This is a genomic window from Dietzia lutea, from assembly GCF_003096075.1.
In the GTDB taxonomy this organism is placed as follows: Bacteria; Actinomycetota; Actinomycetes; order Mycobacteriales; family Mycobacteriaceae; genus Dietzia; species Dietzia lutea.
In genome coordinates, this window is sequence record NZ_CP015449.1 from 2,846,039 (window position 1) to 2,872,953 (window position 26,915).

25 protein-coding genes and 1 pseudogene are annotated in these 26,915 nt (G+C 62.1%); 9 read left to right on the forward strand and 17 right to left on the reverse strand.

Translation table 11 applies throughout. The features are described from left to right. Positions 1-1,087 precede the first annotated feature (1,087 nt). Positions 1,088-1,540 (reverse strand): EAL domain-containing protein, encoded by a 453-nt coding sequence (locus A6035_RS18775; RefSeq protein ID WP_244192602.1) that lies wholly within the window; start codon positions 1,538-1,540, stop codon positions 1,088-1,090. On the opposite strand from A6035_RS18775, the gene A6035_RS18780 reads away from it, so the two are divergent. Beyond that, a complete protein-coding gene (locus A6035_RS18780) occupies positions 1,427-1,972 on the forward strand; it encodes a hypothetical protein (RefSeq protein ID WP_235026582.1) in 546 nt (181 codons plus the stop codon). The genes A6035_RS18775 and A6035_RS18780 overlap by 114 nt on opposite strands. A gap of 151 nt (positions 1,973-2,123) precedes the next feature. On the opposite strand, the gene A6035_RS13055 is transcribed toward A6035_RS18780, so the two are convergent. Then, on the reverse strand, positions 2,124-2,831 hold the full coding sequence (locus tag A6035_RS13055) for an alpha/beta fold hydrolase (RefSeq protein WP_108848136.1): 708 nt from the start codon (positions 2,829-2,831) through the stop codon (positions 2,124-2,126). A 108-nt stretch (positions 2,832-2,939) separates the two neighbouring features. Between A6035_RS13055 and A6035_RS13060 the strand changes: the two genes are divergently transcribed. The 6 genes from A6035_RS13060 (at position 2,940) to A6035_RS13080 (ending at position 8,764) form a co-directional block, all read left to right on the forward strand. Further along, positions 2,940-3,536 (forward strand): glycosyltransferase, encoded by a 597-nt coding sequence (locus tag A6035_RS13060; protein WP_412523604.1) that lies wholly within the window; start codon positions 2,940-2,942, stop codon positions 3,534-3,536. 193 nt (positions 3,537-3,729) lie between these two features. After that, complete coding sequence (locus A6035_RS13065) at positions 3,730-4,887, forward strand: DegT/DnrJ/EryC1/StrS family aminotransferase (protein WP_200836317.1); 1,158 nt, start codon at positions 3,730-3,732, stop codon at positions 4,885-4,887. Between the two features lie 12 nt (positions 4,888-4,899). Further along, the gene (locus tag A6035_RS13070; protein WP_108848139.1) at positions 4,900-5,538 is read left to right on the forward strand and encodes a sugar transferase; all 639 of its coding nucleotides are present in this window, start codon (positions 4,900-4,902) and stop codon (positions 5,536-5,538) included. Next, a complete protein-coding gene (locus A6035_RS19430) occupies positions 5,535-6,188 on the forward strand; it encodes an acetyltransferase (protein ID WP_159149300.1) in 654 nt (217 codons plus the stop codon). Before A6035_RS13070 ends, A6035_RS19430 begins: the two co-directional genes overlap by 4 nt. Next, positions 6,178-7,488 carry a phenylacetate--CoA ligase family protein gene (locus tag A6035_RS18275; RefSeq protein WP_159149299.1) on the forward strand — a complete coding sequence of 437 codons (1,311 nt, stop codon included), beginning with the start codon at positions 6,178-6,180 and terminating at the stop codon, positions 7,486-7,488. The genes A6035_RS19430 and A6035_RS18275 overlap by 11 nt, the downstream gene beginning before the upstream one ends. Before the next feature lie 25 nt (positions 7,489-7,513). Next, positions 7,514-8,764 (forward strand): glycosyltransferase family 4 protein, encoded by a 1,251-nt coding sequence (locus A6035_RS13080; protein ID WP_108848141.1) that lies wholly within the window; start codon positions 7,514-7,516, stop codon positions 8,762-8,764. Positions 8,765-9,310: 546 nt separating this feature from the next. On the opposite strand, the gene A6035_RS18785 is transcribed toward A6035_RS13080, so the two are convergent. Continuing rightward, on the reverse strand, positions 9,311-9,850 hold the full coding sequence (locus tag A6035_RS18785) for an ATP-binding protein (protein ID WP_244192437.1): 540 nt from the start codon (positions 9,848-9,850) through the stop codon (positions 9,311-9,313). 28 nt (positions 9,851-9,878) lie between these two features. Between A6035_RS18785 and istA (A6035_RS13090) the strand changes: the two genes are divergently transcribed. After that, positions 9,879-11,216, forward strand: a complete 1,338-nt coding sequence (gene istA / locus A6035_RS13090; RefSeq protein ID WP_108846178.1) for an IS21 family transposase — start codon at positions 9,879-9,881, stop codon at positions 11,214-11,216. Beyond that, positions 11,213-11,986 (forward strand): IS21-like element helper ATPase IstB, encoded by a 774-nt coding sequence (istB, locus tag A6035_RS13095; RefSeq protein ID WP_162533965.1) that lies wholly within the window; start codon positions 11,213-11,215, stop codon positions 11,984-11,986. The genes istA (A6035_RS13090) and istB overlap by 4 nt, the downstream gene beginning before the upstream one ends. Positions 11,987-12,143: 157 nt before the next feature. On the opposite strand, the gene A6035_RS13105 is transcribed toward istB, so the two are convergent. The 14 genes and pseudogenes from A6035_RS13105 to A6035_RS13160 all read right to left on the reverse strand — a co-directional run bounded on the left by A6035_RS13105 (position 12,144) and on the right by A6035_RS13160 (position 26,527). Beyond that, positions 12,144-13,202 (reverse strand): Mu transposase domain-containing protein, encoded by a 1,059-nt coding sequence (locus tag A6035_RS13105; RefSeq protein ID WP_244192438.1) that lies wholly within the window; start codon positions 13,200-13,202, stop codon positions 12,144-12,146. A 118-nt stretch (positions 13,203-13,320) separates the two neighbouring features. After that, positions 13,321-14,067 carry an ATP-binding protein gene (locus A6035_RS13110; RefSeq protein ID WP_108848142.1) on the reverse strand — a complete coding sequence of 249 codons (747 nt, stop codon included), beginning with the start codon at positions 14,065-14,067 and terminating at the stop codon, positions 13,321-13,323. Further along, the gene (gene istA, locus A6035_RS13115; RefSeq protein WP_108848143.1) at positions 14,064-15,629 is read right to left on the reverse strand and encodes an IS21 family transposase; all 1,566 of its coding nucleotides are present in this window, start codon (positions 15,627-15,629) and stop codon (positions 14,064-14,066) included. Before istA (A6035_RS13115) ends, A6035_RS13110 begins: the two co-directional genes overlap by 4 nt. 72 nt (positions 15,630-15,701) lie before the next feature. Next, positions 15,702-16,088, reverse strand: coding sequence for a hypothetical protein (locus A6035_RS18790; protein WP_244192439.1), 387 nt, complete (start codon positions 16,086-16,088; stop codon positions 15,702-15,704). Then, complete coding sequence (locus tag A6035_RS18795; RefSeq protein WP_244192440.1) at positions 16,085-16,333, reverse strand: helix-turn-helix domain containing protein; 249 nt, start codon at positions 16,331-16,333, stop codon at positions 16,085-16,087. The genes A6035_RS18790 and A6035_RS18795 overlap by 4 nt, the downstream gene beginning before the upstream one ends. A 121-nt stretch (positions 16,334-16,454) precedes the next feature. Beyond that, positions 16,455-16,664, reverse strand: a pseudogene (locus A6035_RS13125) (IS481 family transposase); the annotation flags it as partial. A gap of 110 nt (positions 16,665-16,774) precedes the next feature. Then, the gene (locus tag A6035_RS18280) at positions 16,775-17,506 is read right to left on the reverse strand and encodes a polysaccharide biosynthesis protein (protein WP_159149475.1); all 732 of its coding nucleotides are present in this window, start codon (positions 17,504-17,506) and stop codon (positions 16,775-16,777) included. Between the two features lie 406 nt (positions 17,507-17,912). Next, the gene (locus A6035_RS13130; protein WP_162534002.1) at positions 17,913-19,166 is read right to left on the reverse strand and encodes an O-antigen ligase family protein; all 1,254 of its coding nucleotides are present in this window, start codon (positions 19,164-19,166) and stop codon (positions 17,913-17,915) included. A gap of 43 nt (positions 19,167-19,209) precedes the next feature. Next, entirely contained in the window at positions 19,210-20,202 is a 993-nt protein-coding gene (locus tag A6035_RS13135) for a Gfo/Idh/MocA family protein (protein WP_108848145.1), read from the reverse strand. 1 nt (position 20,203) lies between these two features. Continuing rightward, positions 20,204-21,289 carry a DegT/DnrJ/EryC1/StrS family aminotransferase gene (locus A6035_RS13140; protein WP_108848146.1) on the reverse strand — a complete coding sequence of 362 codons (1,086 nt, stop codon included), beginning with the start codon at positions 21,287-21,289 and terminating at the stop codon, positions 20,204-20,206. Further along, positions 21,289-21,870, reverse strand: a complete 582-nt coding sequence (locus tag A6035_RS13145; protein WP_235026656.1) for an acyltransferase — start codon at positions 21,868-21,870, stop codon at positions 21,289-21,291. The genes A6035_RS13140 and A6035_RS13145 overlap by 1 nt, the downstream gene beginning before the upstream one ends. Before the next feature lie 14 nt (positions 21,871-21,884). Next, positions 21,885-23,201, reverse strand: a complete 1,317-nt coding sequence (locus A6035_RS13150; RefSeq protein WP_108848148.1) for a nucleotide sugar dehydrogenase — start codon at positions 23,199-23,201, stop codon at positions 21,885-21,887. Positions 23,202-23,219: 18 nt separating this feature from the next. Then, positions 23,220-25,079 carry a polysaccharide biosynthesis protein gene (locus A6035_RS13155; RefSeq protein WP_108848149.1) on the reverse strand — a complete coding sequence of 620 codons (1,860 nt, stop codon included), beginning with the start codon at positions 25,077-25,079 and terminating at the stop codon, positions 23,220-23,222. A 53-nt stretch (positions 25,080-25,132) separates the two neighbouring features. Then, the gene (locus A6035_RS13160) at positions 25,133-26,527 is read right to left on the reverse strand and encodes a tyrosine-protein kinase domain-containing protein (protein WP_108848150.1); all 1,395 of its coding nucleotides are present in this window, start codon (positions 26,525-26,527) and stop codon (positions 25,133-25,135) included. Between the last annotated feature and the right edge of the window lie 388 nt (positions 26,528-26,915).

Below are 26,915 nucleotides of genomic sequence, written 5' to 3' on the forward strand. Positions count from 1 at the left end.
GCTGGTAGATCCTGCTAGGAGTGTGGCTCGTCGCTCTGCGAACTGTCGAGCTTGGCTTCGTCAAGGCCAGACCACTCGACGTAGTCGGCCCATGCCCGGCCGTACTCGGCGTCAGTGGCGTCGCGGGGCGGCTGTGGCGCCGCCTCCGGGCTGTCTCGACCAGCGCGAGAGCGAAACGGATTGAACATGGCGACTCCGAAGGCCGAGTGAAGAAAGCGTTACATACCTTCTGTCGCCGTTCAACACCTCAGCGTTACAAAGCGACGTGGATTGTTGCGCTGCCCGCCTGCACTCACCGACTACGATGGAGTTGCGCAGGGACTTGCCGCCCCAGATTCTTGCTAGCGGTCTCGCGTCCGCACAGGTACAGGGCAGGTCGGGCGGGTAGCACTGGTCGAAACAGTCGGTCGAGCTCCTGGTTCGAACTGACGGACGTGCATAAGAAGCGATTAGCGGCGAAAGTGAGCCGCCGCGGGCCATGGCGGGTCCTGGCCCTATCGGCAGCGTTGCTGACGCTTCTCCTGCTCCGCGGCGATCGCGATCTGCACCTTCACCGGCTCGCGCCGGGCGGGCGGTCTTCACCGCACTCCTGGCGGGCGGCACGGTCATCGGGCTGTGGAGCGCGGTGGCCCCTCAGGCTGCGGCGCTGGGCAGCGGCGAGCTCATCCTGGCCGCCGTGCATCTCACGTTCATGTCGCTCACTTCCCTCGCGGTGGCGCTCGTGGGCACCGCGGTGCTGGCGCTGCTCTACCGCCCGGACGGCAACGATTACTTCCGCGCCCACTCCGCCCACGCCACCGGCCACCACCGGCCAGCGGGACGTCGGCCACGCCGAGGAGACGCTCCCCCAGACCTGCAACGAGGCAGCGCTGACGATGACCAGCCCCACCCATCACCGCGCCACTGCGGCGACCGAGCCGATCGGCGCGATCGCCACCCCGAGTCCCGTTCGCCCCAGCGCCACCCCGACCCGCAAAGAACCGATCGCACCCGCGCTCTGACGGGTAAGCACCGGGAAGGGGCGACGACGACTAGCCCCATCACCCCCGACCGACCGGCAACCCCCACGGCCGCGGGTCCGGCAGGGTCAACCCCTGCGGACGCCGGGCCCGTCGCCGACCACGCTGCCCGGCTCGCGGCCGCCGGCGCCGGCACCTGGACCGGCATCGGCACCGCCACCGGCCAGGTACCGGACCACGAATTCGCCCTCCGGACACGGCCGCACGATCCCGAACCCCTGGGCCAGGTGGATGTCCTCCGCGCGCACCATCTCCATCACGGTCTCGCTTTCCACGTGCTCGGCGACGACCTGCATGTGCAGCTGGCCGGCGAGGCCGACGATCGACCGGACGATGGTGCAGTCGGTCGAGGAGGTGTCCATGGTGGTGACGAACTGGCCGTAGATTTTCACGTAGTCGAACAGCATGTGCTTGAGGTAGAGGAACGAGCCGAAGCCGGTACCGAAGTCGTCAACGGCCAGACGGATTCCAGCGGCGCGGAGTCGCTGGGCTTGGGCTCGTGCCCCGGGAACGTCGTCGATCTGTGCGGTTTCTGTCTGAAGAGAATCGCCCGCCTCGAGGTCGGCGCCCTGTGCGCTGTCCTCGTCCTTCTGGTCGCCGTTGCTAATCTGGCCCGGATGGGCGGCGAGGGCGCGCAGGCGACCCCGTCCCCCTCTCCCCCGGCGGGTCAGGCCGTGGCGATGAAGGCGGCAGCAGACCTGACGCCGTGGACCTTCACGATCGACGAGGCGTATGCGTACGGCGAGCGGGCATGCGAGGACATCCGGGATCCGAACTATGACGGGTTCGGCGGCTTCTACATGGGGGTCCGCAAGACGTGGGTCGCGATGCGGATGGACGCGGACGGTCTGTCGAGTGAGGAACAGGTGGAGCACCTCAGGCGTCTCTACGCCGAGGCGGTGCGCTCACTGTGTCCGGAGCTCCTGCCGCACCTACCGCCCCTGTACCGCTGACCCCTACGCGCGTCCCCTTTATTACATCGCTTCTCGCCGGGGTGCCCGAACGGCGGCCGTCTGAGGGGTGAGCAGCGGGAAGGGGCGACGACGACGAGCTCAACCTCCCCCGGCCGACCCGCAACCCCACACGGCCGCGGGTCCGGCGGGGTCAGCCCTCGAGCGAGCTGAGCCAGTCGCTGAGCACGCCGGCCAGCTGACCCGGCGCCTCCACGGGCAGCATATGTCCGGTCTCCGCGATCTCCACGTAGGTCACCTGCGGCGCCGAGTTCTTCTCCGCCCACTGCCGCTGCTCGTCGGTGGGCACCACCTGATCGTCCGAGGCGCCGACGATCAGCACCGGGCACGACGCCGTCGCGGGAAAGTCCCAGCGGTCGGGCCGGGACCCGATGGCCACCGAGTGCGCGGCGAACCGCTCGGGCCCGTACACCCGAGCAGCGCGCAATCGCTCGGCGCGGACTTGCGGGTCCTGTCCGCGGTCGCCGTAGTAGACGGCCTCCATACCGTCGAGGGCGATCTCCTCATACTCCTCCTGGCTCAGGCCCGCCGCCCGAGCGGCCCGCGCTGCCGCGGACTCCGGGTCCTCGGCCCCCACCGGCGCGGTGACCAGCACGAGCCCGGCCAGCAACTCCGGGTGTCGTTCGGCCAGGTGCATGGCCACAACTCCGCCGAGGGAATGCCCGACCACCACGCTGCCGGCCGCGACCTGCTCGCCCACCTCGTCGACGAGCGCGTCGAGGTCGGCCACGGCCGGAAGGTCGAGGGCCGTGGCGCACAGCCCGCCGGGCAGCGCGTCGATGACCGGGGACCACGTCTGCGCATCGCCGTGTAGGCCGGGAAGGAACACCAGGGTCGTCATGAGCCCGACCGTACGCGGGCCGACAGCAGCCAGCGCCCGACCAGTAGATTCAGCACCAGCCGAGGTGCCCGGGGGCGTTCGCACCGCGCGAGTGGTGGCGCCCCGTACCTGCGGGCCAGTCAGACTGAGGTCGTCCACCTGGCGTTCAGTCACGTGCGTCCGGTGGTGAGCACGTACATGGGCGACCTGGGCGAGGCCGTGCGCGACGGCGAGTCGGGGCTGCTCGTGCCCCTACCCCCGGGCGACCTGGCGGCGCTAGCCCGGGCGCTGGAGCGCCTGCTGGTGAAGTCCGGCATCCCCGTCTACACCGCCGACGCCGACACCATGCGGCACCGGGGCTTTTGGGAGCGGATCACAGCCGAAGTGGGTGCGGTCCCGAGGCACTTCGCGTACCCGAACGGCGGACCGTCGGACTTACTGGACCCAGACGTCGCGGCGGTCGCTGACGCGGGGTTCGTCAGCGCGGTAACCACCAGCGAGGGGATCCACTACGCAGACTCGGATCGCTTCCGGCTCCTGCGGTTCAACGTGCACGAAGAGCGTTTCTGCGCGCAGACCGGCTTTGTCTCCCATGGTGCCGGACCGGCACGCGAGCACAACCGGAGATCTCCGCATACCGCCATCGAGAAGCGTCTCTTGGGCCGAAACCAGCCCGTTCGACTCGCATTCAGGGCGGACGAATACCGCGTCGCCGCTCCGGTTTGAAGCAGACGTACCAGTCTCAGCGAGGTCCCGCCAGCACACCCCAGCAAATCTGCGCCGCCGCCGAGCAGGCCGGAGCCAGATCTGACATTTTTTCTTTAAGGACACGACCATTCGGGGCTACTAGCAACTGGACGATCAGAAAAAACGCCGGTGCGGCCTACACTGACTGGGTGACACCGAGTCGGAAGGTCCTATGAGCGATCGCATCTTTATGTCTAAGGCGCATATCACCGACGCCGAAGAAGAAGCAGTCCGCCGAGCAATCCGCTCCGGATGGGTCGCGCCACTTGGCCCCGAGGTCGACGCGTTCGAACTGGAAGTCGCCGACCGGGTCGGAGTGAAGGGTGCGCTCGCACTGTCCTCAGGAACTGCCGCACTTCACTTGGCGCTCCTCGAACTTGGCGCGAGACCGGGCACAGCTGTAGTGGTATCTTCAATGACCTTCGCCGCCTCGGCTAACGCGGTCGCGTACACCGGTGCTGAGCCTGTCTTTGTCGATTCGCAAAAAACCGATGGCAACATTGATCCCGAACTACTTTTCGACGCTATCGACACTCTCCACGCCGAAGGGACCGAAGTCGTCGCGGCAATGACGGTTGACCTCATCGGGCGCACATGCGACTACAACACCTTAGAGGCGGGACTCGCGGAGCGAGGTGTACCGCTTTTGGAGGACGCAGCAGAGTCGCTGGGCTCATCTATAGCGGGCCGGGCAGCAGGCTCGTTCGGACGTGCCGCAGCGTTGTCGTTCAACGGCAACAAGATCATGACTACTTCCGGCGGCGGAATGCTGCTCTCGAACGACGAACAGCTGCTCGAGCGGGCTCGGTATCTGTCGACTCAGGCGCGGCAGCCAGTCGCCTGGTATGAGCACACCGAGATAGGATACAACTACCGTCTGTCGAATATCCTCGCTGCCATCGGACGTGCACAGCTTGGCCGATTAGACGAAATGATCGCCCGTCGCCGAGACATACGCAAGCAATATATGAGGGCATTTTCCGGCCTAGATGTCCGGTTCCTCGGTACAGCCGACACCGAGGGTGAACAGATCGAAAACTGCTGGCTCACGGGAATCGTGCTGGGTGATTCGATCACTAGATCACCTGACGACATCGTCGCTTCACTGAGTGAAGCAGGCATTGAGGTACGCCGTCTGTGGAAGCCAATGCACCTCCAGCCCGTCTTTGCCAACGCGCGGGCGTTCACGAACGGCGCATCCGAGCATCTATTTGCGCGCGGACTTACTTTGCCCAGCGGATCCGCTCTAACGGATTCAGAGGTTGAACGCGTAATAACCGCACTCCTGAATAACTTCGAAAGCCCACTGAGCGACCAGGCCACTCGATAGGAGCGCCTGAAGATGACTTCAAGACCTTCCGCGACTCCAACATTATTCGACAGGAGCAAGCGCGCTTTCGACGTGTTGGCTTCTTCACTAGCCCTCATAGTCACGGCACCGGTAACGATCGTCCTCAGCGTACTCATCGCAGTGAAACTCGGCCGCCCCGTCTTGTTCCGCCAGGCACGCCCGGGTCAACATGGCGAAGTGTTCGAACTCGTCAAATTCCGCACGATGTTAAACCCAGATCCGAGCCGGGGCATCGAGACAAACGAAGATCGTATGACCGCCTTCGGCTCTAAGCTAAGGAACTGGAGCCTAGACGAACTGCCGAGTCTGTGGAACATTCTTACTGGGGATATGTCGTTGGTTGGCCCGCGGCCGCTATTAACTACCTACCTACCGCTTTACACCGCAGAACAAGCCCGTCGTCATGAAGTTAGACCCGGGTTGACGGGGCTTGCTCAGGTCAACGGTCGAAATCAGCTCGATTGGGAATCCCGATTCGAGTTTGACGTAGAATATGTAGATAATCGGTCGTGGCGGCTCGATGCGAAGATACTTGCCCTGACCTTTCAGAAGGTCTTGAAGCGCGAGGGAATCGCTACCACTGGCCACGTAGTTGGCGCTCCGTTCCAAGGGCGCGAGGACACCCAGTGACCCGTGTCGTAATCGCCGGCGCCGGCGGGTTCGGGCGCGGCGTCCATTCGTGGCTGATCAGCTCGCCTCGGCACCTCGCCCAAGGCGGTGTCACGGACATTGTTTTCATAGACGACGCGCCACCTCGCGAACATCTTTATGCGGAGCACGTCGGTCGAATATCGGATTTTCAACCAAGTCCGGACGACCGAATCCTATGCGCAATTGGCGCTCCAGCAGTACGCCGAACTGTCGTCCAATTGCTAGCGCGACGGGCAGCTAAATTCCACACTTTCGTGGCCGACACAGCCGTCTTAGCGCACGGGGTCTATGCGGGCGAAGGCGCAATAGTCTGCCCCGGGACAGTAGTCTCGGCAGACGCATACATTGGCCCACACGTGCACATAAATTTCAATTGCTCAGTTGGACACGACACTACAATAGGCGAGTTTTCCACGCTAAGCCCGTCCGTAAATATAATGGGGGAGGTAAACGTCGGCGACTCAGTCTTCCTGGGAGGCAGCTGCTCTGTTCTGCCCAGAATAGAGGTAGGACGGCTCAGCACAATCGCGGCTGGAGCGACGGTAGTCGAGAGCGTTCTCAGTTCCACGACAGTGGCAGGGACTCCCGCTCGAGCATTGGCAAGGGGAAGGGAAGCCGATGACGCTTAGGGAAACAGTTTTCTGGGCCTTCGATCGCGCTCGCGGCGGCCACATTAAACGAGAAATACTTGAAATAGAAGCTGCTGTCAACCAGCCGTCGGCAAAACAGCAACAAGATGCGCTAGAGGCGCAGCTTCTACATGCTGGCTCTAACGTGCCGTTCTATGAACATCTCAGAGGAATTCGCAAGCTGGAAGAGTTTCCTGTTGTCAATAAAGCAACTATCAAGGAGGCCGGTGATCGATTTATTGCAACCGGGACTGACATTCTGAGTTGCACAACCGCATCAACGAGTGGTTCAACTGGCACGCCGTTTTCTATCTTGCACGACCGCCGCAAGCGTCGCCGAGTATCGGCGGATGCGATCTACTGGGGTCGCCAGGCAGGCTACGAATTGGGGCTCCCGCTCGCTCACCTAAAAGTATGGAGTGACCGGAACCGGATCACGCCGGCGACTCGCAGATTTCGGAACATCATTCCCATCGACACCACGAAGCTCACTGGCGAGGAGATACTCGCCGCGCTAACCGCGGCGGCTCGCAACCGACCACTGTCGGTTATATCGTACGCCTCAAGCCTCGACCTACTCGCTCGTTCGTTGGAGTCCGAGACTTTCAATGGAACTCGGCGTTCTCCTCTCCCGCGAATCGCTTCAATCGTGGCGCAGTCCGAGCATTTACCTTCGGAAGCACGGCGCCTTCTCCGTGAGCATCTCGGAGTCGACCCGGTAAGCCGGTATGGCTTAGAGGAGATTGGGATAGTCGGTCAGCAAGCCCGAAACGGAAACAACGACTACAGGGTCAACTCCTCTTCCGTCGTAGTTGAGATTCTAGAGGATGCGAGCCCAGAGCCAGCCCCCCCTGGCCGGGTTGGGCGAATTGTAGTAACCGAGCTCATTAACCGAGCGCAACCTTTGATCCGGTACGACACCGGTGATCTAGGGGCATTCCGTGTTGACGAGCATGGTCGCCTTGATACCACCAAACTCGCAGTAGTCGAAGGCCGTAAACTTGATCAAGTTTATGACGCCGACGACCGTCCGCTGACTTCAATGGTGATGTACAACCTTTGGTGGCGCTTCCCTGAGATTAGGCAGTACCAGCTCGTACAGAAGGGGCGCGCCGACTATCTACTGCGCCTGAACGTTTCACCCGGATTCAACGACGAAGCTGACGTCATTCACCGGTTTAAGGAAATCGTAGGCGCTTCCGCCAACGTCGAAGTAGAGCTCACTACCGAGAGTTTTGTTCTCTCATCCGGTAAACGCAAGAGTGTTGTCAGCAACTACAAGCCGGCGATGCAGCGTTAGAACGATCCAAGTTTTTGGGAGCGATATGGAATCGGGAACGACGCCAAAGCACGTGTGGGTTATCAATCACCACGCGGTGCTGCCCTCTAAAGACGGCAGTGGGGCTCGCCACCTGAGGCTTGCCGAGCTTTTACCACGATATGGATGGACAGCCACGCTGTTGGTGGCAAGCACCCGGCATTCTAATGGGAGTCAGGCACTGCGCGGCTGGCGGGCGAGGAAGTTGACGGTAGAAAACGGGGTCCGTGCCCTGTGGATTCGCAGTAATGCGTACGGTTCAAGCCTCCCCCTGCGCTTTTTGGGCATGTTCACGTTCACGGCCAACCTGCTTCGCCCGAGTGCAACGCGCGGCATTCAACAACCCAACATAATTATCGGAAGCACCGTGCACCCCATTGCGGCATGGGCCGGTTACCGACTATCACGTCGCCACAACGTGCCGTTCGTTTACGAAATCCGGGACGTTTGGCCTGAAACGCTTTTCGAATTGGGTCGACTCGGACCGAAGTCCCCAATTTCTCGCCTACTCACAGCGTTGGATAAGAAGCTAATCAGCCGGGCGGCGCTCGTCCTTTCCCCTCTACCTTATGTCGATCAGCACTTGGCCGAGATGGGCTTTCCCAACAAACCTTTTTGCTGGATCGCCAATGGGTACGACTCAACGACCGATCCGGGCGAACTACCACGGTCAGACGGCAGACCTTTCACGTTCATGTACCTTGGCGCGCACGGCCGCGCCAACGCCCTCGAAGGAGTTTTGGACGCTTTTGAGACCGCGTGCACGAATGCTCCGGATCTCGACCTACGCCTTCGACTCGTCGGAGATGGCCCTCTAAAAGGCGAACTCAAGAATCACGCGCGCTCGCTGGCTCACAATGAGCGGATAACTTTCGAAGACAGAATTCCGGGCTCGGAGGTAATTTGTCGCGCACGCCAGGCCGACTGTTTGATCGCAAACCTCCGGGATCTGCCCGTCTACAGGTTCGGAGTCAGCCTCAATAAGTACTTCATGTACATGGCTGCCGGCAGGCCTATTCTTTCGGCCTCGAGCGCCCCGAACAACCCCATTGCGGAAGGCGAAGCGGGTTTTGTCGTGGAGGCGTCAGATCCTAACGCTATCGCGCGAGGCATTGAATCGATGGCACGGCTGCCCCATGAAATGCGAGCTGAAATGGCGGCAAACGGCCGCAAAGAACTAGAAAGCAATTACGCGTTCGATGTGTTGGCCAGAAAACTCGCTGCGGCGCTAAACGAGTTATCTAAGACCAGGGCTTAACTTCATTTTGCTCTCGTCATTTGCCAAAGGACAGCAAACTTCTGCTGACGATTTCGCCTTTTGTCAAGATTCCCGATAGGGCTTGTCGATGTTTCGGGTCCGGCTTATTGAAATCGTTGTTCCGGCGTCCTGGTTCGTTGGGCTCTTCCCAGTTGGCGGCGATGGTCCACGATGCCCTCCGGATCGACACCGGCACGCACAACATGCGCGAGCACGCCGCCGCGAATCAGTAAGTAGATACCGGCAGGGGTCGGCGGCACCGACAGACGCGATCACCGGCGACAACGGCAATACCGCTGCCCCTTAAACGCATTATCCGGTGGCCCCCAAGCCTCCAAATACTCATCAGACACTGCTTGGCGGCCGCTTCGGCCATCGTGATCGCCTGGTCACGGATGGGCGGGCAGGCTCAGGCTCGTGGTCGCGGCACTGATGGCGGCTTCGGCGGCCGCGTCAGTGGGCGCGGTCATCGCTGGTTGGGTCTTGGCGCTCACTGCGATGGCCTCCTCAAGCTGGCGCCCGCTTGTGGTCAGGAGTTGGTCCTATCTACTCAAGGACGAGATGCCCACGATCCCGGATGGGCTCATCACCTCGCAGACTGTGGGCAACGTGATCGCGGTACCCGAGGACGCCCCGGTGCCTCCGCCCATTCTGGGAGGCCGCTATGCCGATGGCACAGGCTAGGTAGGTTTTCCCGCCGCCGGTCGGTGAGAGGACCAGCAGGTGGGTGGGGTGTTGCCGCCAGTGGTGTCCGGCGTAGCGTTTCATCCGTACCAGGGTGATCCCGCGTCCGTCCTGGTAGTTGATCTCGGCGATCGAGGCCTGCGGGATCGGGAGCTTGGCGGCGCGGATGAGCTTGTCGATCCGGTGGGCTTGGCGCTGGTCTAGGGCGTCGTCGACGGCAGTGAGGAAGATCTGCTCTGGGGTGAGCTCGCCTTGGCTGTCCGCGTACACCTTGATACGTCGGTTTGGGGACAGGTTCATATGTAGGTCGATGTTCGGTGTTCCGTAGTTGTTCGCCGAGGTGGGTGGGCCACCCTTGGAGTCGTCTTCCGGCAAGTTGACGATTTCCGAAGGGTGGCCCACCCCCATGATCCTGGATCAGGAGTCCTGGATGAATATCCGACGTTTCAAACAGCTGCATGCCACCGGCATGACGTACGCCGAGATCGGTCGCGAGTGCGGCTGTGACTGGCGCACGGTACGCAAGTACCTGGCCGAGGATTCCCCGACGGCGCCCCCGTCGGCGCCCTCGCGCAAGGGCACGCAGAAGGTGGCCATCACCGAGGTAATCGCAGCGCTGATCGATGCGATGCTGCGAGCCTGCATCGACCTCAAGGCCACCGTGATCTGCGAGCGTCTCGCCGACGAGCACGACGTGCATGTGCACTATCAGCGGGTCAAAACCTACTGCCGCTCCCGCCGCCCTCAGATCCGCGCCGAGCTCGGCCTCGACGAACCCGGAGCGGGGAGTCTGCACCGGCGCATTGCCACCCTGCCCGGGGCTCAGGCCCAGGTCGACTGGGGCGATGAGGGGGACCTGCTGGGCACCGGCGTGCGCGTCTACTCGTTCCACATGACGCTGTCGTACTCGCGAGATCCGTTCTGCTGCTTCGTGACCTCGATGGATGCCGCGACGTTCTTCGACTGCCACCGGCGGGCCTTCGACCACTTCAGCGGAGTCCCGGCAGCGATCGTCTACGACCGCCTCAAGACCGTGGTGCGCCGCCACGTGGCCCCGGGCAAGGCAGTCCCGGTCACCGCCGCAGCCACCGCGTTCGCCGGCCACTACGGGTACGACATCGATGTGTTGGCCGCCTACCGGCCCACCGGCAAGGGCCGGGTGGAGCGGCAGGTCGATATCGTGCGTGACCACGTCGTGGCCGGTCGCCGGTTCCGCTCGGTCGGCGATGCCGATGCCGCGTTCGCCCGGTGGGTGAAGATCCGCCGCGGCCAAGTCCATCGCACGCACGGGCAAGTCATCGCCGAGGCCGCCGCAACCGATCACGCCGCACTGGGCCCGCTTCCGGCTACGGAGTACGAGATCTTCGATGAGCACGTGCGCACGGTGGGCAAGGACTGTCTGATCTCGTTCGAGTCCGACCACTACTCGGTTCCTGCCTCCCAGGTGACGGCGAGGCAGAAGGTCCTGGTCCGCGCCACAGCCAACCGCATCACAGTCTGCCGCCTGGAGGACCCCGCCCAGGAGCTGGCGGTCCATCGGCGTGGCGGCCGGTCCCACGAGTGGATCATCGACCCCACCCACTGGGACGGCCTGCCCGACGGGGCCGGCCGCGCCGTCTGTCACACCGAGCCCGACCGGGCCGGGGCATCTGCCAGGCCGGAGGAATCGTCCTCGGTGCTGGCGCACTATCTGGCCTCGATGGACCCGGTTCCCGATATCCGGCGGCCGTTGGCGTCCTACGAGCTGATGGCGAGTGAGGCGTCGTGAGCGAGTTCGTCATCAGTCGGATCACTGCCGCCGCGCAGCGGCTCAAGCTGCCGCACATGGCCGCCAGCGCCGCTGACGCCGCGACCCGAGCCGAGCAGTCGCAACTGGGCTACCTGGACTTTCTCGACCAGCTGCTCGAGGAGGAGGTCACCCACCGGGAGTCGGGCCGGTTCCGCAACGCGCTCAAGCTCTCCGGGCTGCCTCACCACAAGACCTTGGAAGACTTCGACTTCGCGTTCCAACCTGGCGTCGATGCCAGGCGCTTGAAGGATCTCGCGGCGATGGAGTTCGTCGAACGCAAAGCCAACATCGCTCTGCTCGGCCCGCCCGGCGTGGGCAAGACCCACATCGCCGTGGCACTGGCAGTGACTGCATGCCGGGCCGGTCACTCGATCTACTACACCACCCTCGACGACCTGGTCCGCAAGCTGCGCAAGGCCGACAGCCTCGGCACCCTGCCCAAGCAACTCTCCAGCCTGGCCCGACCGTCACTGCTGGTCATTGACGAAGTCGGCTATCTCCCACTCAACCGCGCAGAGGCCAACATGTTCTTCCAGCTGGTCTCACGCCGCTACGAGAAGGGCTCGACGATCATCACCAGCAACAAAACCTTCGCCGAATGGGGCACTGTCCTGGGAGACGAGGTCCTGGCCACCGCCATCCTGGACCGGTTCCTGCACCACTGCGAGGTCATCGCCATCAACGGTCCGTCCTACCGGCTCAAAGACCGGGCAGACCTTGTCAGCACCGCCGAAGAACCGGCACCATAAACCCCAGCCGGACACCGACACGTGAGCTTGTACGCCGCACGACACGTCACCCTGTACGCGGACACCTTGGCCTCATCGCTAATGAGCTCCTCGAACCGGGTGGCCACGTGCGTGATGCGCAGGCTGCGGAACTTCTGGTGATCGATCTCGGTGAGCATCACGCCTCACCGCCGGCACGGCCGCGCGCATAGTGATCAGCCGAGCGGACTTGGATCGCGCCGTCGTTTCGGGCCCCGGCCGGTGGTGCGGGTTTTCGTGTGGCCGCCGCTGGCACCACAGGCCGGGGCGCCTTGCCGTCGGAGTCGATGGTGGCCATGACGCGTTTGAGCACGCTGTAACTACCGGCGCCGTTCTGGTTGAGGAGCACTTGGCAGGCCGCCTCGAGCCGCTGGCGACTGCGCTTGCCCAGGGTCTCGAGGATGTTCTGGCAGTCCAGATATCCTTGCGCCTCGATCACGTGACGATCTAGCATCTGGGCGATCACCTGCTCGGTGGCGGGGCCGAACCCGCGAGCACGATCGGTGAACCACTTCCGTGACCAGAGCCAGTCGATGCCCTGATGCGCCTTTGGGGCGTGGGCGAGCACCGTGGAGTACTGGCCTTTGCGGCCGTGGCGCCTGGGGTGCTCGCAGACGACCTGATCGCCATCGAAGATCGTCACCGACTGCGCGGTCAACCGGACTCGCAGCAGCTGACCGGCGAAGGTGTACGGCACCGAGTAGTACTGCGAATCGCAGGACACGTTATAGTTCCGTCCCATCTTGAGCTGTTTCCACTCCACCGTGGCGAACCCATCGTCAGGCAGGGCGCCCAGCAGCGGTGCTTCGTCGGATTCGAACAGCTCCCACCGAGTCGTCCCGTCAGCCCGGCGGATCGCGGTGTTGATTTCCGCGACTCGCTCGGTAATCGCGGCGTTTAGGGCCTCGAAGGTGGTCCAGACCTCTTCGGCGAGGTAGCCGATGACGCGCTTGTTGATCACTTCCACGGCCGATTCCACGGCCGCCTTGTCGCGGGGTTTGTGCACCCGAGCCGGCACGCTCGCCGTGCCGTAGTGATCGGCTAATTGCTGGTAGCGGACGTTGACCGCCCGGGCCGCCTCTCCCTTCTTCTGCCGATGAGTGGCGGTCGTCGGATTGTCGGGCACCACCATCTGCGGAACCCCGCCGTAGAACAAGAAAGCCGCCACGTGGGCATCGATCCAGGTCGGCGACTTCATATCTGAGTATTTGGAGGGTTGGGGGCCACCGGATATTGCGTTCGGGGGCCAGCAGTATTGCCGTTGGGGGCCGGTGATCGCGACTGTCGGGGCCACCGGCCCCCCGCCGGGGTTTTCGCTACTGGTGCGCTGCGGCGTGCTCGCGCATGTTGTGGGTGCCGGTGTCGATCCAGATGGCGCTGTGGACGATGCGGTCCATGATCGCGTCGGCGTGGACCCCGGAGCCGAGCCGCTGGTGCCAGTCCTTCTTCGCGTACTGGGTGCAGAAGACGGTGGAGCCGGTGTCGTAGCGGCGCTCGAGCAGTTCGAGCAGCATGCTGCGCATCGCCTCATCGGGGTGGTCGAGGAGCCATTCGTCGATGACCAGCAGCGAGAAGGCGGCGTACTTCTTCAGGAACTTCGTCTGCCCCTGCGGTCGGTCTTTCGCCAGCGCCCAGACCTCTTCCAGGTCGGGCATCCGGATGTAGTGCGCCCGGTACCGGTGGGTGCAGGCCTGCTTGGCCAGGGCGCATCCGAGGTAGGACTTGCCCGAGCCGGTGAACCCCTGGAACACGACGTTCTGCTGGCGATCGATGAATGAGCAGGTGGCCAGCTGGGCGAGCACGGCCCGGTTCAGGCCGCGCTCGCCGATCAGGTCCACTCGCCGCAGGTCAGCGCTCGGGTACCGAAGGCCTGCTCGCCGGATCAGGCCGTCGACTTTGGAGTGGTTGAAGCTCTCGTGGGCGTGGTCGACGACCAGCTGCAGCCGCTCATGGAAGCTCATCCCGAGAACGTGGTCCTCGTGTTGGGCCTCGATAGCCTCCAGCAGGGGCTGGGCGCCCATCTCGCGGAGCTTGCGTTTGGTCTCGATATCGATGGCGCTCATCGCGTGCCTCCGGCGTAGTAGTCGGCGCCGCGCACGTAGCCGCCGACCTCAGCGGGTGCTTCTTGTGCTGGTCGCAGGGCCGCGGTCTTGTCCTGACCGGTGACCAGGATCGGTTGGATGTGCGCGTACCGGGGCGAGCGCACCGGGCCGGTCAGCGCCAGGGCGCACGCGGCTTCGACCCGCTCGGCCGAGAAACGGCGAGAAAGGCGCAGTACCGCCAGGGCGGCGTCGAGACCTTGTTCGTCGACCGGGACGGCTTCGAAGATCCGGTTGACCACGATCACCGCCGCCGGCCCCACCCGCTCGGCCCACTGGCGTACCCGCGGCGCATCCCACGGCTGGTACCGCTCGCCAGCTGGCAGGTCGGCGTCGTTGGTGCGGTACTGGCCCGAGGCGCTCTCCGGCAGCAGCAGGTGGGAGGAGAGGCGCTCGGTGCCGCGATAGATCTCCAGCGTTCGGGCGGTGATCCGAACGTCGACCTTCGTGCCGATATGCGCCAGTGGGGCCGAGTAGAAGTTGCGCTCGACCACCACGTGCCCGTTGCGGCCCACGCGGCGGCCGTAGAGCCACCGGCTGATCTCGTACGCCACCGCCGGCAGCGGCGTCAGCAGCGGCTGCTCCTCCGCGGTGAACACGCCGAGTCTTGAGCCGGGGCGTTTCTGGAAGGGCTCGCGGTTGTAGGCATCCATCCGCTCACCGATCACCGCAGCCAGCTCGGGCAGCGAGGCGAACTTCCGGTCCCGCAGTCCGGCGATCACCCACGTCGCCACATGCAAAACGGTGTTCTCGGCCCCAGATTTGTCCTTGGGGCGCCGGATACGCCCTGGTAAAACGGCTGCGGAGTAGTGAGCGGCCATCTCCCGGTACGCGTCGTTCAAGACGATCTCCCCGTCGCGGGGGTGCTTGACCACCCCGGTTTTGAGGTTGTCGCACACGATCCGCGGTACCGAGCCACCGAAGTTCTCGAACATCGCCACGTGCGCCCGCAGCCACGCGTCCTGCTGCATATCGGTCGCCGGATAGACGAACGCGTACCGGCTGAACGGCAGGCACCCAACGAACAGGTACACCTTCGTCGCCGTGCCGGTGACCGGGTCGGTCAGCTCCATCGTCGGACCGGACCAGTCGACCTCGACCGTCTGGGCGGCCTTGTGGCCAACCCGCGAAGCGGCGCCGGTGACCATCACGTGCCGCTGGTAGGTCTTGCACCACCGGTCATATCCCATCGCCGGTGCCTTCGAGGCGCTGCACTGGTCGGTGTACTCGCTGTGCAGGAGCTTCAGCGTGACCCCGACCCGCGCCATCTCCCGGTGAACCTGCTCCCAGTCCGGCTGGGCGAACACGCTCTCGTGCTCCCCGCGGCCCGGGAACAGGCGGGCGTACACCTGCTCATCAGTCAGCTCGGCGACGTCGTCCCAGCTCGTCTCGGTCGCATCGGCGGCCTCCAGCACCGCCGTGATGCTCTTGCGGGACATGCCCTGCGAGGCGGCGATCGCCCGCCCGGACAGTCCCTCGGAGCGAAGCTGCAACACAAGCTTCGCCCTGATCTTCCGTACAGTCACGGATTGCTCCTTCCGCCACGTGCCCTCTACACGCGGCGGAAGGAGCCTAAGGACCGGTGGCCCCCACGGACGCTACTGCTGGCCCCCAAGCGCAATATCCACGTTTCCGGCCACTGGCCCTCGAAGGCAATAGCGATGGCCCCCAGTGAGACGAATATTCATATCCGTGAAGCCGCGGCAGAACACCGCACCGGAGTACGGCAGCACCGCCACGAACAAGTACAGCCTGGTGACCTGACCAGTGACCGCGTCGAGAACGTCGAGGGTGTCGCCGGCCCAGTCGACCAGCATCGTTCTGCCGGGTGCGTGATGCAGCGTGGCCACGACGTCCTTGATGCGGGCATGCGCGGCGAACAGGGCGCAGTACTGCGAGTACCCGTACTTCTTGCCCGCCCCGGCGGGGTCGGCCAGGTACTTGCCCCAGGCCTGTTGGATGGCGAAGTGCCGGTTGAACTTCATCGACGCCAGAACCCGATCAAAAGCTGGTTTGGCGAATCCTCCGAGATGCGCTTGCGTCCGTCGGGAAACATCCCGGCGATCTCGGCCGGGTTCATCGACGCCGCCTGCCCTGCGGTGATGCCGTACGCGGTGATCGTCTTCTTCACCGCCGCGATCTCCCGCCGCGAGCACCCGACGGCGGCGACGATTTCGCTGTAGCTATGCCCGGCCAGCGCCAACATCATGATGGCGTGGTAGTCGGCCATTCAGCCTCCTCAAATAGGAAAAGACGGCGCGGTCGCGCCGCCTCACCTCGAGCAGACCATCCTGAGCAGTACCGAGTCCCCGGAATCGAAGTACCGGAGCGCAGACGCGTTTCACGTCAGCTGAGTGGCGGTAGGCGAAGGCGTTGTCGGTCAAGACCCGCTCGATGCGCGTGATGCCCTTGTCGGCGAAGTAGGCGGCGGCCCGGCGCAGGAAGTTCGCGCAGGTCGCGCGCTTTTCGACGGGGCGGATTTCCGAGTAGGTCAGGCGTGAGTGGTCGTCGACTGTCAGATAGTCCCAGTGGGTACTCCTATTCCGGCGACAACTTCTTCCAAATCAAGTAAATAAAAAGCCGTGACACCCCAACTGCTAAACGTCAGAATGTCCGAATCTTAAATTCGGCCCCCTTGAGGCGGGCGCAAAACATCCGCACTCTAATGCGGTTATGTCGACGGTTTTCGAAAACCAAAGATCGCCAGAACGACTATGGCTATGCTATATACGGCGACGCTTCCCCAAGCGGCACCAAGCGCAGACGGGAAGACTAGCAAGAAACAAGAATAAACTATAACTGCCTGAATGCCTGTAACTACTTCCGAAGCTGCAAAGGCGCGGCTCGACCGCCCGAGGAGCACCTTTCCGGATAACTGTCTATACAACGCCAAGATAATACTTGCCAAGATTAGGGGTGCGATTAGCGCCCGAGACTCTTCGTACGCTTCGCCGAACACCGGAACCAATAAATAGTTGATTGCAACTCCGCCGATCGCACCTACCGAGCCGAATAGCAGAATGTCTATTGCAAACGCGCGTCGCGAGAACGCACTTGCCTTTCCCGCTCCTACCCGAATATCCGAAAGCGCCTGAGCAAACCAGAATAGAGGCTCTGAAGCAGTAGCTACCACAATATAAAGGCCGAGCTCGCGCGGATTAGCGAGAATAGGTAGCAACAGTCGCTCGAAGCGAGTAGTAGCAATCACGCTAACTGAAGCAAGCATGTAGTTTTTATTGCCCCTAAGAGTGCTCCATAGCCCGGCAAGTGGCTTCCGGGACCGCCAAAGGAGTTTACGCACGTTCCAAACAGCAATGAAGACGCCGGGCAAAATGTAGACAGCCGCCCACACTTCCCAACGATCTACGCCACCAAAGAACAACGCTAACGCGCCGATTACCACCGAAGCCTGGTAGCAAACAAAGGGTATTACGTAAGATCGAACCGCGCTTCTAGCAACGTTCCAAGCCCTTACATAAGCGAACATTACTGCGACAATGGAAATTGGGACCGCCAAGAGGCCGCCCGGACCGGCCGCAATAAGGCACGCTGGCGTCGCTATGAGCGCTACGATCAGAATCGAGTTGTAAGGCGGCGCGTCTTTCGGTGAAGCGTCTTTCCCGGAACGCAGGATTCTTTTCTCGGCGCCTAGCAGAAGAAATGGCGAAATAAAGTATGAGAGCTGCAGGACCAAAGCTAGGCTGCCCCGCAACTCGGGACCTAACATTCGCGCAGATAGTATGTTAACGATGAAAGCGCCCGCCGCTGCGGTCAGTGAGCCTACGACGAGGCCCCCGGCTGCACTGAGATTACGCGGCTTCATCATTCCTCGATTCGCTTTTCGCTACGATCGACGACGATCCGGCCAGCGCCACAAAGAGGAAGAAAAGCCGGAAGTCAAAGTAATACCCTGAAAACTGCGCTGCTACGAAAATAAATACGGCCCCTGCCGAGGCGCCAACCGCCAGTATCGACGCTTTACCTCCGAACTGGAGCCGGCGCGAGCAAGCGTAAAAAGCGAGAGCGAGAACGGCGCCTCCCAAAACCCCGCCCTCGGCGAGAGTCGACAGAATAAGATTGTGCGCGTGGCTTTCCCCGCTGATGACGGTCTGTACTTGAGCGAACCCGGAAGCGCCGACCCCAAATAACGGATTCTCAAGAAAAACGCGAATAGCTTCGGCGTAGAGCCCCGATCGACCTGAGAGATTCCCCTCGCCGATTGCCTCGGTAACCACTCGCTGCGCGAGAAGCTTCCTCACCTCGTTGCCCAGTGGGCTGCCAAAGGCAAGCAGTCCCAGCGCTGCGCCGACTCCGGCGATTGATAATACGATAGCGCGCAATCCGATCCTGCGGTAAATCGCGCCAAGCAAAAATAGCGTCGCTAGCGCCGAAGCTACTAACCCACCGCGGCTTCCTGACAAGAGCACGGCCACGACGAGCAGTGGTACTGGGATGAGATACCGTGCTTGGCCTCGATATATCGCGAGCACTACGGCCGCCAGTAAGCCAATAAAGACTACCCGAACAAACGTGTTGGGCCCCCCGCCGAATGCCGAAAAACGCCCTTGGCTGCCCGCTCCCGAAGCTAGACCAGCAAGCGCAAAAAGAATGCCAACTCCGTAGGCGCTCCACCACAGATGTACTTGACTGCCATACTTAGTGAGGCCAATTGTAAGGACCGCCAAAGACGCCATTACGGCCAGCCAGAGCAATTCAGCCGTCGCGCTGCGATAGCTCGAAACATTCATCGGCGCCCACCGGGTAGAGAGCAGTAAGTATCCCAGCCACACGGCACTAAAGAATAGCCAATAGCCTCCGCCCATTCGGGAGCGTCCATTCCCTCTAACCAAAGTGAGGATTAGGACCAGAACGACTCCGACCGCTCGAAGCTCGATGTCGGGCGCAGCAGAAATTATGGACGAAAGCTTGTTATCGCCGGCTACGAATGCGAGGTAAAGAACGACCATTGCGGCGATTTCGGTGCTCTTAGGTTTCCCCAAGCCATTCAGTTCGTCGCTTACGGAACCAGCAGACTTGGATAGAGGCTCTCTCGCTTTATTCACGATGTAGTCCGAGTGTCCGACAGTTGCTTAAGCACCTCTCCACTTACGCAACTACAACCGTCTCGTTGCGGAGAGCCGACTCTAGCGCCGCTTCCGCCACCCTTACAGTTGCCAACCCTTGGGCAAAGGTGACTATATTCCGCATCTCCCCTTGTTGGATCGCATCTCGAAAGCTCTCGTGCTCCGTCCGTAGTGGCTCTGGCTTTGGGAAGGCGTACCTAATGACGTCCCCCTCCGACACGCCCCGGAACTGTGAAATTTCATTCCACGTCGTCTCGATCTGCCCATTGGCGAAGAAGGTAAGATCTGCCGTGAGCGTATCCGCCACGAATGCACCCTTCTCTCCAGTGATGACCGTGGTGCGCTCTTTAAGCGGAGACAGCCAGTTAACTAGGTGGTTCGTCACTGCCCCGCCAGTCAACTTGCCGACAGCCGCGACCAGATCTTCGTGCTGTCGGCCGGACTTGAAGCCCGTCTGGGCAGATATACTGAGATACTGCCGTTGCGTCACCCATGCAGTGAGGTCGATGTCGTGAGTCCCAAGGTCCTTCACCACTCCTACGTCCGCGATCCGACCGGGGAAGGGACCCTGTCGGCGGGTCGCAACCTGGTAAATCTCTCCGAGATCACCATTCTCGATCCGAGACCGCGCCTGCTGAAGCGCAGGGTTATACCGTTCGATGTGCCCGACTCCGCCCACAAGTCCGGCCTTTTCAAAGGCCGCCACGATGCGCTCAGAGGATGCGGTGTCATGCGCCAGCGGCTTCTCGATGATCGCGTGGACTCCCGCCTCTGCGAGTTCCAAGGCCACCTCCTCGTGGAGGCCTGTCGGCACAGCAACCATGCAGTAGTCGATGCCCTGCTCGATGAGCTCAGTGACTGAAGAAACTAGCCGCCGCCCGTTGGCGGCGCCGAACTTGTCTCCATCTGGATCGGCGACAGCCACAAGGTCGACACCGTCGAGCGAACCGAGCACACGCGCGTGGTGACGCCCCATCATTCCCAGGCCAACGAGTCCCGCTCTGAGTTTCGCCATGTCAGCTCCCTGCCTTTGCAAGCTTGTTGACTGCCGTGACGATCCTGTCCAGTTCCGCCACGCCAACCGACGGGTGCACCGGGAGCGACAAGCACTGCCGCGCCGCTAACGCTGTCTCCGGCAGATCAACCTCTGCAGCAAACGGGGCGAGCAAGTGGTTCGGCACCGGATAGAACATCCCTGACCCCACGCCGAATTCGTTCTTGAGCGCGGCAGCGAAACCGTCTCGATCTTCTGAGATTCTCACCGTGTACTGGTGATAGACGTGCTTTGCGCCGGCCGCCACCGGCGGCACTACGACTCCCTCGAGGTTTGCGTCGAGGTACGCTGCGTTCGCCCGACGGGCCTCCGTCCAAGCGTCGACCTTGGTGAGCTGTACCCGCCCGATCGCGGCATGAATGTCAGTCATCCGGTTGTTCAGACCAACTAGCTCATTGTGGTACTGCTTCTCCATGCCCTGGTTGCGGTATAGCCGCAACTTTCGACCGGTTTCGGCGTCCCCGACCGAGACCATGCCTCCCTCGCCAGAGGTCATGTTCTTCGTCGGGTAGAGCGAGAACATGCCAAACCGGCCGAAGGCCCCGACCGGAGTGCCGTCAAGAGATGCGCCGTGCGCCTGAGCCGCATCCTCGAAAACCTCAAGGCCGCGGGACTCTGCAAGGCGAAGGAAGGTCGGCATGTCTGCCGGATGGCCGTAGAGGTGGACCGGCATGATCGCCCGGGTACGATCGGTGATCGCGGCCTCGACCGCTGCCGGAGAAAGGCAGAAAGAGCCGGGATCAATGTCCGCGAACACCGGCGTCGCTCCGGTGAGCGCGACGGAGTTGGCGGTCGCCGCGAAGGTGAAAGACGGCACGATGACCTCGTCACCGGGGCCGATCCCGCTGGAAAGCAGGCCGAGGTGAAGGCCCGAGGTACCGGAGTTCACCGCGACGCACTCTCGACCCAAGCCGAAGTGGGCTGAGAATTCCTCCTCGAACGCCCCAACCTCCGGCCCCTGCGCAATCATGCCGCTACGCATTACGCGGTCAACCGCAGCGCGTTCCTCATCACCGATAAGCGGTTTAGCGGGGGGAATGAAGTCCATTATTGCGTCTCCTCGATCAGAGTATCTCCGGACTGACGGAACCGGTCGTCTGTCTCCGGACACGTCCAAGCTCCATTTCCGGCGTTCTGAAGCGGCACCCCTGCCCGGCCGACCCAACGGATGCGGCGAGCTGGAACTCCCGCGACGAGAGCAAAATCGGGAACATCTCTAGTAACCACCGACCCTGCCGCGACCATCGCCCAACGCCCGATGGTGACCGGGGCAATGCACACAGCGCGAGCCCCGATCGAGGCACCAGTCCGACACGTAACGCCCACTGGCTCCCAGTCTTCTGCCCGTTTGAGGGACCCGTCCGGGGAGATCGACCGCGGGTAGTGGTCATTGGTGAACACCGCAGCTGGTCCGACGAACACACCATCCTCGAGTTCGGCCGGTTCATAGACGAGCGCGTAGTTCTGCAGTTTGCAGTTGTCTCCCATCGTCACCCCGGTGCCTACGTAGGCGCCTCGTCCGATGACGCAGTTCTCGCCAACTCGCGCTTCTTCGCGCACCTGGGCGAGGTGCCACACCGAGGATCCGTCGCCGATCGTTGCCGTTTCCGCAACGTCGGCGGAGTCCATCACACGTACCGCCATCAGTCGTCAGCTCCGTCGGCCGCGCGCCCCACGACGAGGAAAGTGACCGAATCGAAAAGGCCGGGGTCGAGGACCCGTCTACCGTCCACGACGATGCTCACCCCGGGCAGGTCATCAGCGGAGAGCTCTCGGTAGGATGCGTGATCAGCCTGCAGAACGGCAACGTCGACGAAGCTCCCCATGGCGTACGGTTCCCACCCGAAGCCGCGTAGCTCATCGTCCGAGTACATAGGGTCGTGGACGCTCACCTGGGCGCCGGCCTTCCGAAGGGCCTCCACTGTGGCGAACACTCCGGAGAACGCCGTCTCCTTGACCCCGCCTCGGTAAGCGGCGCCGAGAACAACCGCCTTCTTACCCTCAAGTGATCCGCCAGCGGCACCAACGGCAAGGCCCACGGAGTAGCTCGGCATCGCCGCGTTGGCCTCGCGCGCAGCACGGACCACGGTGGCATCCGGGTCGTTCCACAGGTACAACCGCGGATACACGGGAATGCAATGCCCGCCAACGGCGATTCCCGGTCGGTGTATGTGGCTGTACGGCTGCGAGTTACTCGCTTCGATGACCTGGTAAACATCAATGCCGTTCTTCGCCGCGAACACACCGAACTGGTTGGCCAGTCCGATGTTGACGTCCCGGTAAGTAGTCTCAGCGAGCTTCGTCATTTCAGCGGCTTCCGCCGAACCCAGATCCCACACCCCGTTACCTCGCTCAAGGTCCGGGCGGTCATCAAACTGGAGGACCTGCTCGTAGAACTCTCCCGCACGGCGCGCACCCTCCTCGGAGAGCCCACCGAGCAACTTGGGGTACTTGCGCAAGTCTTCAAAGACCCGCCCGGTGAGCACCCGCTCCGGGGAGAAGACGACATGAAAATCTGTTCCCTCGGTCAGGCCGGACTCTCGTTCGAGTCTCGGCTTCCACCGGGTCCTTGTGGTGCCTACTGGCAGGGTGGTCTCGTAGATTACGAGGGTCGAGTTTTCCGAACGCAGTCCACGTGCGATGTCACTGGTGGCGGTATCCATCCATCCGAAATCCGGACGCGCCTCCTCATCTACGAATAGCGGCACCACGATCACGACGGCATCGCTTTTCGATACGGCGGCGGCAGTATCCGTCTGAGCAACAAGATGGCCTGCTGATACAACCTCCGCGAGATACTCGGCCAAATGGGACTCGCCTGGGAATGGCTCTGCACCGCTATTGACCAACTCCACGACATTCTGATTGACATCCGCGCCGTACACCTGATGCCCAGATCGGGCGAACTGCACGGCCAGCGGGAGACCGATTTTCCCAAGGCCGACTACTGTAATTCTCATCTGCGCAGATTCTCGCTCTCAGAAAGATGTGACTTTGTGTGGCGGGTATACGTGCTGTTCCAACCAGATTCTCGCCTGATCGTGGTTCGTTATTGCATCGACCTCCGTAAGGTCAAAGCTAAGGGGGGGCACTTGAACTTCCGACAAAGCTTTATGCTTCGAACTGATCCGTGGTTCTTCAGTGTCGTCGAAAAGCTCCTCCGACAGCTTTTCGTTGTCACGGAGGCCGGTATAGACAATTTCGAGGGGCTTTCCCGATTGCTCGATGAGCGTCTTGGCGACTTGTGCGATCTTGATGGGCTCGCCCATATCCAAGACGAGCGTGTCACCACTCGACCCCACTGCTGCTGCCTGGAGTACCAGCTGGCAGGCTTCTGGGATAGTCATGAAGAAGCGGTCAACCTCAGGGTCGGTCACCGTGAGGGGGCCGCCATCCTTAATCTGCTTCTCGAATACCGTCAATACTGAGCCGCGAGAACCGAGCACATTGCCGAAACGAACGGACACGAACTTGGCGCGCTCATTCTTTTCAGCTTCTGCCGCGGTGAGTCTTTCGGCTATTCGTTTACTGGTGCCCAGTGCCGAGCTAGGGTTGGCTGCTTTGTCTGTGGAAATGTTGACGAAGGTCTCGACACCACTCATCGAGGCTGCCTCGAGCAAGTTTAGTGTCCCAAGAACGTTTGTCTTGAGAGCTTCCAGCGGATAGTGCTCGAGGAGAGGCATGTGCTTGAGGGCCGCCGCATGAAACACTATCTGGGGTTTCCGATTGGCGAAGATCTCCAGGATCGAACTTCGGTCGCGGATCGACGCGAGGATGGTGTCGTCACCGTCAAGCATCGCCTGATCGTGAAGAGACAGCTGAACTGAATGGAGACCCGATTCATCTCGGTCCAGCATCATGAGTTCAGCAGGCCGGAACCTGCTTATCTGGCGGCAGAGTTCAGATCCGATGGATCCCCCAGCACCTGTCACCATGATCCGCTTTCCACGGAGGTACTCGGCGATCTGCGTCTGATTCAGCTGGGCTGGTTTGCGCCCCAACAGATCATTTACATTGATCTCACGAAGTTCATCCGCAGCGACCCGGCCCCTCATCATTGAATCGAGCGGCGGCAGCACCAGGACATGCAATCCTGCAGCTTCTGCCCGGTCGCGAATGTCTATAAGCTCCTCGCTGGGCAGGCTCGGCACTGCGAGCAGGAGAGTGGAAGCCCCCGTCTTCTTTGCTACTTCTTCGAGCCTTTCGCGTCCACCATGCACGCGCACGCCCTCGATCACCATGTGGCGCTTTCCTGCGTCGTCGTCCAGAATCCCGACAGGATTGAAGTGCGCGACCTCGGAACGTCGAAGCTGGCGCACTAGTTGGAGACCGCCGTCACCGGCGCCGAAGACCAACGCGCGCTCCGCATCCTTAGCCCCACCTGCACCGAACAGCCTTTTCCGCCGCACGAGCAGTCGGAGGACAAGCGCGCCGAGGATAGTGAAGGCTCCGGTCACGATGGACGTGGAGCGTGGGACCCCCTCGTACCGCCCACCGATGATATGACCGAGGAACACCGTGAACGTGACCGCCGAAAATACGAAAGTGACGACACTGGTCTCCAGAACGCTGCCAGGAACGAACCGACCACGATACAACCCTACTAACAAGCCTACGATCCACGTCAGCACGATGAGCGCAGCCAGCACTAAGTACGCGTTCCCAATCCTCAGGGATTGAGCCAGCCGGTCCACCGAAAAATCGAATCGCATCCACAGGGCAAGTACGAACATTGCCGCCCACAAAATGGCATCGACGACGATCCACTGGGACATGCCGAGATCAATGGGGCGACGAAAAGGCCCTCTGAGCCGTTCGGCTTGAGCATCCCTGGTCATAGAACATCCTCCCTGGGGCTACAAGTCTTCTTTACCGGAAGGAACTTGAACATTTAGCTTTTCCCAGCCGCTGAGGTCTTCTTGGACGAGTAGTAATACGAGTCGTAGTATCCAACTGAGCCCTTCTTGACGGGCTTGTTAGCGACCGTCACGATGCCCAGGAGGATGGCGTCTGCCTTCGCCAGGTTGTCTACTGCCTGCGCGACCTGATCGGCGGTAGTCCGATGTGAGCGGACCACGAGCAGTGCGCCATCTGTGATCCTGGCAAGTAACGCGCCGTCCGTTACAGGGAGTAGCGGCGGCGAGTCGATGATCACGTAGTCATACTTGCTGCGCAGCTCGTCGAGGAGGTGCCGCGCCATATCGGAGGCGAGGAGCTCGGAGGGGTTGGGCGGCAACGGGCCGCATGCCAGCAGGTCCACTCCGTCGTGTCGGGTCTCCTGCACCACTTCTGCGAACTTGGCCTGACCCGACAGGATGTTGGTCAGGCCCACCTTGTCCGGCATGGACATGTAGTTGACCACTAGGGGGCGGCGGAGATCAGCCTCGATTAACAGGACCCGGTTACCGGACTCGGCGAGGGCAAGGGAGAGATTAATTGCGGTTTCAGACTTGCCCTCAGTGGCCACAGATGAGGTCAGCACAAAGACGCGTGGGGGATTGTCGACGTTTAGGAACTGCAGGTTGGTCCGCAGCCGCCGAAAGGACTCCGCCGCCGGAGAGTGTCCTTCACGGAACGGAACGATATGCTCGGCGTCCTGTTCTTTGTCCTCCGCCTTGCGAAACGGAATCGACCCCACGACTGGCTTACCCGCGATTGATTCCAATTGCTCCGATGATTTGACCCTGCGATCGAAAGCGTTAATGAGGAGCGCGATGCCGATGCCGGCGAGAAGTCCCAGGACGAGGCCGATCGCCACGTTCTGCTCGGTTTTAGGCGCGATGGGCGAAGTCGGCAACGCGGGCGGGTTGACCACGGTGAGCTTCGCCAACGCCGGGCCGCCGCCATCCGGGGTCTCGAGGCGGTTGATGGCCTCGGGGAGGACCTCACCGAAGCCCTCCGCCAACTGAAGTGCGCGCTGCGGGTCTAAATTCGTGACCGCGACATTGAGCAGAACGGTCTTCGCATCGGCAGTGGCGGTAGTTTGGCTCGCCACCTGGGAAGGGGCGAGGTCAGCTCCGGCGGTGTCCACCACCCGCTGAGTGATGTCCGTGCTCTCGACGAGCGCAGCGTAGGACTGCACCCGCTGCTGAGCGCCGAGCGAACCCTGGTAGGCCGCCGCAGCGGAATCCCCGCCGGCGACGGTCACGTAGAACTGGACCTTCGCTTGATAGCTCGGAGGGGTGAGCAAGCTCATGCCCAGCGCCAAGAAACCCCCGATGAGCGTTGCAGCCACGATGACGATCCAGCGGGCTCGGAGTACGGACAACAGATCCCGCAGATCCACTCCAGGGTCCTTTCCTTGAGGCCAGTCACACGGAAGCGACCCGGTTCAGCGGACGCGAATCGGGTCAAACGATGACACTACTTTGCTGAGGGCCGCCTCAACACTCGTCGTTCACACGATGAACATGGATTCACCGAAACGGCACCCGGCGGGTCCGCTGCGGTTCTGCGCATTCGTAGTTGGGCTACTCGGTCTCGTTTGCGTCAACCGCCGACCCGTCGCTACTGGCTGATACTCGCTTCTAGAACCCGCTCCCTGCGTGTACGGCGAGCGCGGGTTTGTCCCCCGCCAACTCCGTGCTCCACCCCATATGCAGCCTTTCCGAGCGAGTCGCCGCATTGGTAGTGGTGGCGGGGTCTAGGAATGGCCGACCGATTCCGTTCGCCAC